The 11639-nt window shown below is 73.8% G+C and carries 10 protein-coding genes; 5 read left to right on the top strand and 5 right to left on the bottom strand.

Going from position 1 to position 11639, the window contains the following annotated elements:
* Positions 1 to 91: 91 nt before the first annotated feature.
* The gene (locus ABT247_RS26645; RefSeq protein ID WP_350746950.1) at positions 92 to 1921 is read right to left on the bottom strand and encodes an acyl-CoA dehydrogenase; all 1830 of its coding nucleotides are present in this window, start codon (positions 1919 to 1921) and stop codon (positions 92 to 94) included.
* Between the two features lie 215 nt (positions 1922 to 2136).
* On the opposite strand from ABT247_RS26645, the gene ABT247_RS26640 reads away from it, so the two are divergent.
* From ABT247_RS26640 to ABT247_RS26630, 3 genes are all read left to right on the top strand, one after another.
* Positions 2137 to 2640: an SseB family protein gene (locus ABT247_RS26640; protein ID WP_380413491.1), complete on the top strand. Its 504-nt coding sequence runs from the start codon at positions 2137 to 2139 to the stop codon at positions 2638 to 2640.
* 219 nt (positions 2641 to 2859) lie between these two features.
* Positions 2860 to 3819: a pirin family protein gene (locus tag ABT247_RS26635; RefSeq protein ID WP_350746947.1), complete on the top strand. Its 960-nt coding sequence runs from the start codon at positions 2860 to 2862 to the stop codon at positions 3817 to 3819.
* 583 nt (positions 3820 to 4402) lie between these two features.
* On the top strand, positions 4403 to 5746 hold the full coding sequence (locus ABT247_RS26630) for a hypothetical protein (protein WP_350746944.1): 1344 nt from the start codon (positions 4403 to 4405) through the stop codon (positions 5744 to 5746).
* On the opposite strand, the gene ABT247_RS26625 is transcribed toward ABT247_RS26630, so the two are convergent.
* A complete protein-coding gene (locus ABT247_RS26625; protein ID WP_350746941.1) occupies positions 5697 to 7790 on the bottom strand; it encodes a tetratricopeptide repeat protein in 2094 nt (697 codons plus the stop codon). The two genes, ABT247_RS26630 and ABT247_RS26625, sit on opposite strands and share 50 nt — an antisense overlap.
* Before the next feature lie 191 nt (positions 7791 to 7981).
* Positions 7982 to 8803, bottom strand: a complete 822-nt coding sequence (locus ABT247_RS26620; RefSeq protein WP_350746938.1) for an integrase — start codon at positions 8801 to 8803, stop codon at positions 7982 to 7984.
* A 203-nt stretch (positions 8804 to 9006) separates the two neighbouring features.
* Between ABT247_RS26620 and ABT247_RS26615 the strand changes: the two genes are divergently transcribed.
* Positions 9007 to 9132 carry a hypothetical protein gene (locus tag ABT247_RS26615; protein WP_350746936.1) on the top strand — a complete coding sequence of 42 codons (126 nt, stop codon included), beginning with the start codon at positions 9007 to 9009 and terminating at the stop codon, positions 9130 to 9132.
* A gap of 82 nt (positions 9133 to 9214) precedes the next feature.
* On the opposite strand, the gene ABT247_RS26610 is transcribed toward ABT247_RS26615, so the two are convergent.
* Positions 9215 to 9832 carry a TIGR03086 family metal-binding protein gene (locus tag ABT247_RS26610; RefSeq protein WP_350746934.1) on the bottom strand — a complete coding sequence of 206 codons (618 nt, stop codon included), beginning with the start codon at positions 9830 to 9832 and terminating at the stop codon, positions 9215 to 9217.
* Positions 9829 to 10695 carry an alpha/beta hydrolase gene (locus tag ABT247_RS26605; RefSeq protein ID WP_350746932.1) on the bottom strand — a complete coding sequence of 289 codons (867 nt, stop codon included), beginning with the start codon at positions 10693 to 10695 and terminating at the stop codon, positions 9829 to 9831. The genes ABT247_RS26610 and ABT247_RS26605 overlap by 4 nt, the downstream gene beginning before the upstream one ends.
* Positions 10696 to 10870: 175 nt before the next feature.
* Here ABT247_RS26605 and ABT247_RS26600 point away from each other — a divergent pair, with 175 nt between their 5' ends.
* A complete protein-coding gene (locus tag ABT247_RS26600) occupies positions 10871 to 11542 on the top strand; it encodes a TetR/AcrR family transcriptional regulator (protein ID WP_350746930.1) in 672 nt (223 codons plus the stop codon).
* The last annotated feature ends 97 nt before the right edge of the window (positions 11543 to 11639 follow it).

The raw sequence follows: 11639 nt of genomic DNA, 5'->3' as shown, positions 1-11639 counted from the left end.
ACCTGGACCATCACCCTCGCAACCACATAGCGCAGGAGGGGCTGTCCCCAACCGGGACAGCCCCTCCGCCAGCAAGATCTTCAGGATCCTTCTAGAAGGCCTCCTCCGCCAGCTCCATGATCTCGTTGTCGATGCCCTCGGCGATCGCCCGCTGCGGGGCGACGGTCGGCAGGACGTTCTTGGCGAAGAAGCGGGCGGCCGCGACCTTGCCCTGGTAGAACGGCACGTCCTTCTCGGAGGCGCCGGCCTCCAGCTTGGCCAGGGCCACCGCGGCCTGGCGCAGCAGCAGCCAGCCGACCACGACGTCGCCGGAGACCATCAGCAGGCGGGTGGTGTTGAGGCCCACCTTGTACATGTTCTTGACGTCCTGCTCGACCGAGGAGAGGTCGGCGAGGAGCTTGCCGACGATCGCCTCCAGGTCGCCGGCGGCGGTGGCGAGCAGCTTGCGCTCGGCGGCCAGGGCGTCGCCGCCCTCGGCCGAGGCGAGGAACTTCTGGATCTGCTCGGACAGCGCGGTCAGCGCCTGGCCGCCGTCCTTGACGATCTTGCGGAAGAAGAAGTCCTGGCCCTGGATCGCCGTGGTGCCCTCGTAGAGGGTGTCGATCTTGGCGTCGCGGATGTACTGCTCGATCGGGTACTCCTGCAGGTAGCCGGAGCCACCGAAGGTCTGCAGGGACTGGGCGAGCTGCTCGTAGGACTTCTCCGAGCCGTAGCCCTTGACGATCGGCAGGAGCAGGTCGTTGAGGCGCTCGGCGGCCTCGTCGCGCTCGCCGCGCAGCTTGGCGGCCAGCATGTCGTCCTGGACCGACGCGGTGAACAGGACCAGCGCGCGCATGCCCTCGGCGTAGGCCTTCTGGGTCAGCAGCGAGCGGCGCACGTCCGGGTGGTGGGTGATGGTGACGCGCGGGGCGGTCTTGTCCAGGAACTGCGAGATGTCGGCGCCCTGCACGCGCTCCTTGGCGTACTCCAGGGCGTTCAGGTAGCCGGTGGAGAGGGTGGCGATGGCCTTCGTGCCGACCATCATGCGGGCGAACTCGATGATCTTGAACATCTGGCGGATGCCGTCGACCTTCTCGCCGAGCAGCCAGCCCTTGGCCGGGTGCTTGGCACCGAAGGTCATCTCGCAGGTGTTCGAGGCCTTGAGGCCCATCTTGTGCTCGACGTTGGTCGCGTAGACGCCGTTGCGCTCGCCGAGCTCGCCGGTCTCCCAGTCGAAGTCGAACTTCGGGACGATGAACAGGCCCAGGCCCTTGGTGCCCGGCTTACCGCCCTCGGGGCGGGCCAGCACCATGTGGATGATGTTCTCGGACATGTCGTGCTCGCCCGAGGTGATGAAGCGCTTCACACCTTCGATGTGCCAGGAGCCGTCCTCCTGCTTGATCGCCTTGGTGCGGCCGGCGCCGACGTCGGAGCCCGCGTCGGGCTCGGTGAGGACCATGGTGGAGCCCCACAGGCGGTCGGTCATCCGCTTGGCGATCTCGAGCTGCTCCTCGGTGCCCTCCTCGGCGATGACGCCGGCGAAGGCCGGGCCGGAGGAGTACATCCAGATGGCCGGGTTCGAGCCCAGGATCTGCTCGGCGAAGGCCCAGATCAGCGAGTTCGGGGTGACCTGGCCGCCGATGGACTCCGGGATGCCCAGGCGCCACCACTCGGCGTCCATGAAGGTCTGGTAGCTCTTCTTGAACGCGGCCGGGATCGGGGCAGTGTTGGTCTCCGGGTCGAACACCGGCGGGTTGCGGTCGGTGTCGGCGAAGGACGCGGCGAGGTCGTTCTCGGCCAGGCGCGCGATCTCGCTGAGGATGTTCTTCGCGGTGTCGACGTCCATGTCGGCGAACGGTCCGGTGCCGTACACCTGGTCGCGACCGAACACCTCGAAGAGGTTGAACTCCACGTCCCGCAGGTTGGACTTGTAGTGACCCATGGCCTGTTTTCTCCGGTTCGTCGCTTCCGGGTGACCGCCTCGTTTCGGGCGCCCCGTACCCACCAGTAGGCATCATGATGCTACCCAGCGGTAACTTGGGCAAGCCCTCGGCGGTGAATCGGCTATGAACGTGGTCACGTCCCACAGCCGACGCGGCCACTCCTTGTCAGGATCGGCGCCAGCGCGGGCGGGTGCGCTCCCGCTAGCCTGTCCGTGTGTACGGATATGACCAGAACGCATACCCGGGCGACCCCTACCAGCAGCAGGCGGGTCCGCAGCCGGGCATGAACGGCATGCCCGGACCCGACGCGTACGGCGCGCAGGGGCAGGCGCCCCAGCAGTCGCTGTACCCGGAGCCCTCCCCGCCGTCCCTGGCGGACGCCGTCCGGGCCTTCACCACCGGCTCGATGGCGGTCGAGGACTTCCAGGCGATCTTCATCACCTCGAAGGTGCACTGCCCGCGCGGCGACCGCCCCGGCTTCCTGGCGCTGCACAACACGCCGACACCGGTGATCCCGATGTTCAGCTCGCTCAAGGAGCTGCGCCGCTACGCCGGCAAGGACTCCAAGCACTTCACGGTCACCGGCGCGGAGGTGCTGGACCTGCTGCCGACCGGCTACGGCTTCGCGCTGGACATGGAGGGCGAGCACCGGATGGTGTTCGACGCCAAGGCGGTCGAGCAGATGGTCGACTTCACCATGCGCCGGATGTACGGCTGACCCGTCGCGCACCACCCGTCACCCGTCGACCGTCGCCCGTCGACCGCCGCCCTGCGGCCGGGCCGGCCGGGCCGACGCGCGCCGCGCCGCCCGGCGGCCCATCCTGGGAGGGGAGCCGCGCTCTTCCGCAACCACTTAGTTCAATTTTCAACTTGCCTGTTGTTGAGAATTGAACTAACCTCGTGGACGTAGGCCAGAGACCCCCCGAAGGAGGCCGACATGCCCGCCGTGACCGTCGACAACCCGCTGACCCTTCCGCGCGTCACCACGCCGGACCAGGCCGTCGCGAGCGCCCGGCCCGTCCGCACCGTGGTCACCGCCCCCGAGGGCTACGAGGGCGAGGGATTCCCCGTCCGCCGCGCCTTCGCCAAGATCGACACCAAGCACCTCGACCCGTTCATCATGATGGACCAGATGGGCGAGGTGGACTACGCGGCCGGCGAGCCCAAGGGCACCCCGTGGCACCCGCACCGGGGCTTCGAGACGGTCACCTACATCATCGACGGGACGTTCGTGCACCAGGACTCGCACGGCGGCGGCGGCGTCATCACCGACGGCGACACCCAGTGGATGACGGCCGGCTCCGGCCTGCTGCACATCGAGACCCCGCCGGAGTCGCTGGTGATGTCCGGCGGTCTGTTCCACGGCCTCCAGCTGTGGGTCAACCTGCCCGCCTCGGACAAGATGATCGCCCCGAAGTACCAGGACATCCGCGGCGGCAGCGTCAAGCTGCTCAGCTCCGAGGACGGCGGCGCGCTGCTCCGGGTGATCGCCGGCGAGATCGACGGCCACCAGGGCCCCGGCGCCACCCACACCCCGATCACGATGATCCACGCCTCCATCAGCCCCGGCGCCCAGATCACCCTGCCCTGGCGCGCCGACTTCAACGCCCTCGCCTACGGCCTGGCCGGCCGGGGCTCGGCCGGCCAGGAGCGGCGCCCGTTCGGGATGGGCCAGGCCGTCCTGTTCGGCGACGGCGACTCCCTCACCATCCGCGCCGACGAGAGCCAGGACTCCCGCAACCCCAACTTCGAGGTCGTCCTCCTCGGCGGCCTCCCGATCCGCGAACCCGTCGCCTGGTACGGCCCGTTCGTCATGAACAGCCACCGCGAGCTCCAGCAGGCCCTGGAGGACTTCCAGGCCGGCCGCCTCGGCACCGTCCCCACCGACGCGCACTGATCCCGGCCCCCTGGGCGGCGGCGGAACCGACCTCCGGTCCCGCCGCCGCCCGGCCGTTTCCCGGCGCCCGCACGCCTCGGGGCCCCTCCGCGATACGTTGATCCTTTCGGCCGGGTGACCGGACCGGTGGCCGGGGGCTCCTGAGCGGAAGGGCGGGGACAGCGCGTGGGCGAGGACCTGAGGCACTGGGTTCGCGTACCCGTGGGGCCCGATGCCGACCGCTGGACCACCCGCGGGCGGTGCCGGCGGGTGCTGCTGGTCGTCCACAACGTGACCGCGGCGACCCGGCTGCTCGACGTGCTTCCGCTGTTCCGGGACGACCTCCGGCTCCAGATCCTGGCGACCTGCCCCGGTTCGTCACCGTTCCGCTCCGGCGTGGCGGAGTTGCTCGCCGCGACGGGAGTCCCGGTGCTGCCCTGGGAGCAGGCGCTCTCGGTGCCGGCGGACCTCGCGGTGTCTGCCAGCTTCGGCGGCCAACTCACCGATCTGAAGGGGAAGTTGGCCGTCCTCTCGCACGGCGCCGGATACAATAAGAAACTGGCCGCACCGGACACCGGACACCGGACACCGGACACCGGACAGCGTGTTCGGGCTCGGGCCGGAGTGGGTCCTGTCCGACGACGGCACCCCGATCGCGGACGCCATGGTGTTCTCGCACCCCGAGCAGGTCGCACGGCTCGCCGAAGCCTGCCCCGAGGCCCTGCCGACCGCGGTGCTGGCCGGTGATCCCTGCTTCGACCGCATCCTCGCCGCCCGGCGCCACCGCGACCGGTACCGGCGCGCCCTGGGAGTGCGTCCCGGGCAGCGCCTCGTCCTGCTGAACTCCACCTGGAACCCGACCTCGCTCTTCGGCGACGCCGGCCCCGAGGACGTCCTCCCGCTCCTGCTGCCCCGGCTGACCTCCGAACTCCCCGTCGACGAGTACCGGGTGGCGGCCGTCCTCCACCCGAACGTCTGGCACGGCCACGGCCCCGGCCAGATCCGCCTCTGGCTGGACAGGGCGCGGCGGGCCGGGCTCGCCCTCGTCGACCCGCTCGAGGGCTGGCGGCAGGCCCTGATCGCCGCGGACCTCGTCCTGGGCGACTTCGGGTCGGTCAGCTACTACGCCGCCGCGTGCGGCACGCCGGTCCTGCTGGGGGCGGCCGACCCGGACGTGCTCGGGGCGTCGTCGCCGGTCGCCGCGTTCGTCCGGTCCGCGCCCCGCCTCGATCCGTACGGCGCGCTGCTGCCCCAGGTGGAGGAGGTGCTGGCCGGACACCGCCCCCTCGAAGGGCCCGCCACGCTGACGAGTTCGGACCCGGGACGCTCCGCGGAGCTGCTGCGCGGGCTCTTCTACGAGCTGATCGGCATCCCCGAGCCGACCGCCCCGGCGCTGCTCGACCCGCTGCCGCTGCCCCCGTACGAGCCGCCGCTGCGGACCGCCCCGCTGCACGTCCTGACCAGCACCGCGGCGGACGGCACGGTCTCCGTCCAGCGCTTCGCCGAGCCCCGTCACGACCCCGGCGGCGAGGGCGAGGGCCACCTCGCCGTGCACGAGGAGACCCTCGATCCCGGCGTGCTGGACCTCGCCGACGTGGTCCTCCGGTACGGCGAGGCGGACGACCCCCGGTTCGGTTCTCCCCTGGAGTGGGCCGCCGAGGTGCTCGGCCGCCACCGGTACGCCTCGCTCGCCGCCTACGTCACCGGCCCGCGGGAGTGCACCGTGCTGCACCGCAGCGGCCTGCTGCTCCGCCTGACGGCCGACGCCGACGGCGATCCGGGCGCGCACGCCTCGGCGCTGCACGCCCGGCTGCGCACCGGCTCCGACCCGACGGAACTGGCCGCCACCGGGCTGACGGTCCGGACCGGAAGCCGCCGGGAGCGGGTGCGGGTGCGGGTCACCGGGCCTCGGGACGGCACCGGTCCCGCAGGGCCGCCAGGTAGCTGAGGTGGACGGCGGCGTTCTCCCGGCTCAGCAGGGCGGCGGCCTCGTCGACCAGCAGGAGCGCCGCGTCGGGCTCGGCGGTGTCGAGGTGGAGCTCGGCGAGGTCGGTCAGCACCCGGGCGGTGTTGTAGCGCTCCCCGCTGTCCCGGAAGAACTCCAGTGCGGCCGCGAGCCGTTGCCGCGCCGCGTCGAACCGGCCGAGGCCCCGCAGCGCCCGCCCGCGGTGGCGCTGCAGCAGCGCGTGCGCCCGCGGCAGATCGGCGGCGCCGTCGTCGGCCGGGCCGATGCCGTCGAGCAGCACGTCGGCCTGCTCGAAGCACTCCAGGGCGGACCGGAAGCGCCACTGGCGCAGCCGCAGCAGGCCCAGCGACTCGACGGCCGTCGCCCGGCCGCGCAGGTGGCCGGCCCGGGCCTCGTCCTCGGCGGCCGCCAGCAACTCCCGTTCCGCCTCCTCGTCCTGACGCGACTCCATCAGCGCGAAGGCGAGTTGGGTGTGCATCCGGCCGGCCGTCCGGGTGCCCCGGCAGTGGCGTTCGGCCGTGCGGGCCCCGGCCCGCAGCGCGGGCAGCAGGGCGTCGTGGCAGCCGGCCTTGAGCTGCACCGCCCAGAGCGCCTCGACGCTCTGGCAGACCGTGTCGAACCGGCCGAACTCCTCGGCGGCGAGCACGGCTTCCACCAGATTCCCGAGTTCGGCCGCCAGCGCGGCGACGGCCGCGCCCTCGTCCTCGTAGGGCCCCGGGCCGAGCTCGGCGTACAGCGGGCCGAGGTGCCAGCGCTCCTTCAGCGCCGCGTAGTCCGCCTGGACGGCGAACCGCAGGTACCAGTCCACGGCGCGCGCCACGGCGGCGGCGCACCCCGCCAGGCCGTGCTCGCGGACCGCGGCCTCCTCGGCGTGGGCGCGCACCGCCGGCCGGTAGCGGTAGCGGCCGTCCCCGGTGCTCTCCAGCAGCTGCTGGTCGGCGAGTTCGGCCAGCACCCGGACCGCCTCCGCCTCCGGGACGTCGGCGGCCGCCGCCACGGCGCCCGCGTGGAGGGACGGCCAGGGGCGCAGCGAGCCCAACCGGTAGACCAGGGCAGCGTCCGGGGCCAGGCGACGGTACGCCTCCTCGGCCGCCGCCCGGACCGGGGACGACGCGGCCGCCGGACCGAGGAGGGACCCCTCGGCCAGGTGCGGGGCCATGGTGCGCAGCGCGAGCGGTGAGCCGGCGCAGCGTTCCAGCAGCGAGGGGAGCGCGGCCCGGGCCGTGGTCATGGCCGGCCGGCCCGCGAGGTCGGTCAGCAGGCGCTTGGCGTCCTTGTCGGACAGCGGGCCGACGGGAATGGTGACGGCGTCCAGTCCGGTCAGGGGACGGCGCGCGACGATCACGGTGAACACCCCTGGTGCGGCCGTGACCAGCGGCTGGACCTGCGCCGCAGACCGGGCGTGGTCGAGCACGACCAGCATGCGGCGCCCGGCGAGCAGGGAGCGGAACAGGTCGATCCGGTCGTCCACCGCGGGCGGCACGTGCTCCGCCGGGACTCCGAGCCGCGACAGGAAGTGCCTCAGGACCGTCGCGGCCGTCGGGGCGGTGTTCGCCGATCCGCCGCGCAGGTCCGCGTACAGGGTTCCGTCCGGGAACCGGCGGGCCTCGCGACCGCCCCAGTGGACGGCCAGGGCGCTGGTGCCGATCCCCTCCGGCCCGTGCAGGACGGCCACCTTGGGGAGTCCGTCGGGCTTGCGGTCGGCCTCGCGGTCCAGCAGCGCCAGCGGTCCCTTGCGGTCGGTGAAGAAGCGCGTCGAGGCCGGGAGCGAGCGCGGCACGCCGTGCGCCGCCGCCGCAGCGGCGCCCCCTCCGCTCATCACGGCGGCGAGCGCCCTGGCCTGCTCCGGGCTGCGGAGCGCTTGCGCCACCAGCAGGCCCGCGACGGACTCCCGTTCCGCCTGCCCGACCGGGGCCGGCACCTCCCGCCCCACCGCACGGGCCAGCAGCCCGCCGACCGTCTCCCAGGCGCGTTTGCCCGCCTCGTTGGCCATCCCCGCGCCGGCCGCGCCCAGGAAAGCCGTCACCGCCGACAACGACAGCGGATCCACCCGCACCCACCCCCCGGTCCTACGTGGAGCGAGGATCGGCCACGCCCCGGTCTGTTGCGTCCGGCCCAACGGTAGCCTGCCGTACCGGGCGTACGAGGGAACCGGCGGTACGAGGGAACCGGGGTACGGCGGGCCCGGCCGTCCCGGTGCCGCGGCGGGGCCGGCGGCTACAGCAGCGCGTAGACCGCCGAGGCGTCGTCGTGGGTCTTGCCGCGCGGCCACCGCTCGCAGGCGGCGTCCGCCCGTTCCACCTCGCGGACCTGGGCGATCAGCTCGCCCGGGCCGGCCTCCGCGAGCAACCGCAGCACGTCGCCCCAACTGCCCAGTCCGAAGCGCTCGGTGTAACGCGAGGCGCCGTCGGTCAGCGCGGCCAGGGCGTGCAGCCGGTCCAGCCGGACGAAGCCGGTCTCGGCGTGCTGGGCGGCGCGCGGGCTCGCGGCGGCGATCCACGGCCCGTTGCCCCGGTTGCGGGCGGCCCGCACGGCCGTCGCGTACTCCAGGTGCAGCGCGGCCCGTTCGGCCGAGCCCGGGACGGTCGCCCAGACCTGGCGGCGCAGTTCCTCCCCGCCGGGGAAGCGCTGGTTGTCGCCGATCACCTTGGGCGGGGCGTCCTTGAACTCCAGCACCAGCAGCGAGTCGCCGAGCACCAGGTACTCGAGCGACTCGCCGTGCCGCCGGGCCGCGACCACCATCGCGGCGGGCGTGTTGGGGTGGGCGAGGTCGCAGCGGCCGCCGTGCAGCGCGGCCGTCTCGACGATCGCGTCCGCCAGGCACTCGGTGATCGAGCGGTCCGCCCGGTCGGTGAGCCGGGCGAGCAGGTGCACCCCCAACCGGCGGACGTACCAGGCCGTTCCGTGCCGGCACCCGGACTCCAGGCCGGCCGGCGAACTGGCGCCGTCCAGCAGGACCAGCGCCTCCGGCGAGGCCGCCGCGAAGTCCTCGCTCTCCCGGTCGGGCCGCCGTGCTTCCCCTGCGAGCTGTAGCTGCATCCCGACAGTGTGGCCGCCGCCCCCGGCCCGCGCCCAGCCCCTTGCGTCGGTGTGGCGCGGGCCGGCGCCCGCCGCCCGGTGGCAGCCGGCGCAATTCGGCCATACCGTCGGATAGCGACTGGACAATTCGGCCAATCGGGGCCGGTCAGGTTTGGCACCACCTTCGGGTGTCCGGTCGGCCCGGGAGTGACGAGGAGCGGAAGATGTTCTGGCAGTTCATCGTGTTGCTGGCCGCCTCGCTCGGCTTTCCGACCGCCGCCCTGTTCTTCCTGATCGGCGGGCCGCGCTTCCCGGACGAGAACCGGGAGCGGAAGGCCCGGCAGGCCTAGGGCCCGGCCGGCCTCCCGGATCCGGCGGACGCGGCACTCCAGGAGCCCCGAACCCTCGTTTCAGGAGCCCCGGGCCCCCGCTTCAGGAGCCCTGGGCCTTCCAGCCCGGGTCGCGGCCGAGCAGGGCCAGGGCGCGGTCGAACCGGCCGTCGGCGGCGCCGGGTTCGAGGCCCGGGCGGAAGGCCCGGCCGGGGGCCCGGGCCTCCGGGGTGTTCGGGACGGCCTCGGTCACCGCCAGCAGGGCGCCGACCAGGGCGTCGTCGCCGTCCACCGCCGCGACCAGCTCCTCCGGGGCGCCGAGCGCCGCGGCGACGTCCCAGCCGTGCACCAGGGTGTCGAGCAGGTGGAAGCCCACCGCCTGGGCGAGCGGGAACGGAGCGCCGTCGCGGATCTCGGGCAGCCAGAGCGGACGGTCGGCGGCGGCCGCCGCGCGGAAGGCGGCGGTGAGTTCGGTGCCGGTCCGGCGGAAGGCCTCCGCCGGGTCGGGGTCGACCGGGGCGTCCGCGAACAGCGCGAGGTCCGGCCCCGCGCCGCGGGCGGCCGCGGCGAAGCCCCGGTGCTGGCCCACGCAGTGCTCCAGCAGCCGGCGCAGTGTCCACCCGGCGCAGGGGGTGGGCAGGTCCAGCTGCTCCGGCCGTACGCCGTCCACCACCCCGGTGGCCAACTCCATGGCGCGGGCGTGCAGTTCGACGAGCTTCATGCGGCAGCGACCTCCGAGCCGGCGGCGATGAATCCGATCACCTGGTCAACGACGGCCGGTTCCCTGATGATTCTCCGGTGGCCGAGGTTCTGCGTGACCACCAGGTCGAGCCGGTCGCCGAAGGCCCGCCGCAGCCGGTGTGCCTGGGCCGGCGGGACGACCCGGTCGCCCTCGTCGTGCAGGAGGAGCACCGGCAGGTCGAGGGAGCCCGCCTGGAGGGCGGCGTCGTAGCGCTCCCAGGCTCCGGCGTCCCCGGCGAACAGCTCCTGCTCGATCCGGCGGCGCAGCGCCTCCTCCACCGCGGCGTTCAGGCCCAGCCCGGCGCAGAACGCGGTCGGGAAGAAGCCGACCTCGGACACCCCGGAGACGGCCGCCAGCCGGCCCGCCCGCAGGCCGTCGGCCAGTGCGCCGAAGGCCGCGCACACGCCCAGCGAGTGCGCGACCACGGCCTCGAACGGGCCGTAGCGCTCCTGGAGCCGCAGCGCGATGTCGCGGTACTCGAGCACGCTGGTGGCGTGCCCGCCGGAGTCGCCGTGGCCGGGCGCGTCGAAGGACAGGACGCTGAGGCCGAGCGCCTGCAGCCGGGGCACGAAGGGCGCGAAGCGGGAGGCCCGCGAGCGCCAGCCGTGCAGCAGCAGGACGGGGCGCTCGCCGCCGCCCCAGCGGTAGCCGACGACCTGTCCGCCGTCGACGGCCAGCGGCTCGCGGACGGCCCGCCGGTGGACGTCCTGCTCGTCGGGGCGGACCCGGCTGCGGCGGAGCGGGCGCCGGAAGAGTTCGAAGGCCGCCCGGCCGGCCAGGTCGGGGGCGATCCGGGCGGTGGGGTTGAGGACGGTGCGGATCAGTGCCTGGGTCGGGTCCATCGGGCCTCCCGGTCGGTGCTGACGGGTGTTCCTGCGGGGCCGTGCGGGGTGGTTCCTCGTGCCGCGTCCTGGTTCGGCGCGAGATATTAGCACGATCGTTCGTTCAGTTTTCGGGGCACCGACCGCCCACGCACTACCCTGGGCGCACGCACGGCGAGCAGAACGGGGGCGGACGATGACCGGACCGACCACGGACGGAAGGGTCCTGCGCGGCGAGGAGACCCGCCGGGCGGTGCTCCACCGCGCCGTCGCGATCGCCTCCGTCGAAGGCCTGGAAGCGCTCTCCATCGGCCGCCTCGCCACCGACCTCGGACTCAGCAAGAGCGGCGTCTTCGCCGGCTTCGGCTCCAAGGAGGAGTTGCAGCTCGCCACCGTCCGGGCCGCCCGCCGGATCTTCGCCGACGCCGTGGTCGTCCCGGTCGCCGACACCCCGCCCGGCCTCGCCCGGGCCCGTGCCCTGTGCGAGAGCTGGCTCGCCTACTCCCGCGACCGGGTCTTCCCCGGCGGCTGCTTCTTCTACGAGGTCACCGCCGAGTTCGACGCCCGCCCCGGCGCCGTCCGGGACGCGCTGGCCGCCTGCTCCCGGGAGTGGCACGAGACGGTGACGGCCGCCCTCACCGACGCCCGCGCGGCCGGCGCCCTGCGCCCCGACACCGACCCCGGCGACCTCGCCTTCGCCCTGATCGCGGTCCTGGAGACCGCCAACTCGCAGGCCGTGCTGCACGACGACGACACCCCGTACCAGCGGGCCGGCCGCCTCCTGCTGCGCCTGCTGCGGGCCGAGGCCACCGACCCGGCCGACCCGGCCCTCGCCCTCCGGACCGCCGGCACCGGCGACGCCTCCTAGGGCGTCTTCAAACCCCCGTCGTCCGCCCGAAGGGCGGGCGGGGCGGCGTTGGGGTGCGTGCATCGCAAGGCGGAGAAGGGAGTCCATGAGGAGCATC

This window comes from Kitasatospora sp. NPDC001539 (genome assembly GCF_040298565.1).
GTDB lineage: Bacteria > Actinomycetota > Actinomycetes > Streptomycetales > Streptomycetaceae > Kitasatospora.
The sequence above is the reverse complement of the archived record's forward strand: the minus strand, read 5'-3'. Positions and strand labels throughout refer to the sequence as shown.

What these genes read in the sequence shown, in the direction of transcription:
- ABT247_RS26645 (WP_350746950.1), bottom strand. Translation starts at nt 1,921, where the DNA reads ATGGGTCACTACAAGTCCAACCTGCGGGACGTGGAGTTCAACCTCTTC.
- ABT247_RS26635 (WP_350746947.1), top strand. Translation starts at nt 2,860, where the DNA reads ATGCCCGCCGTGACCGTCGACAACCCGCTGACCCTTCCGCGCGTCACC.
- ABT247_RS26620 (WP_350746938.1), bottom strand. Translation starts at nt 8,803, where the DNA reads ATGCAGCTACAGCTCGCAGGGGAAGCACGGCGGCCCGACCGGGAGAGC.
- ABT247_RS26615 (WP_350746936.1), top strand. Translation starts at nt 9,007, where the DNA reads ATGTTCTGGCAGTTCATCGTGTTGCTGGCCGCCTCGCTCGGCTTTCCG.
- ABT247_RS26610 (WP_350746934.1), bottom strand. Translation starts at nt 9,832, where the DNA reads ATGAAGCTCGTCGAACTGCACGCCCGCGCCATGGAGTTGGCCACCGGG.
- ABT247_RS26605 (WP_350746932.1), bottom strand. Translation starts at nt 10,695, where the DNA reads ATGGACCCGACCCAGGCACTGATCCGCACCGTCCTCAACCCCACCGCC.
- ABT247_RS26600 (WP_350746930.1), top strand. Translation starts at nt 10,871, where the DNA reads ATGACCGGACCGACCACGGACGGAAGGGTCCTGCGCGGCGAGGAGACC.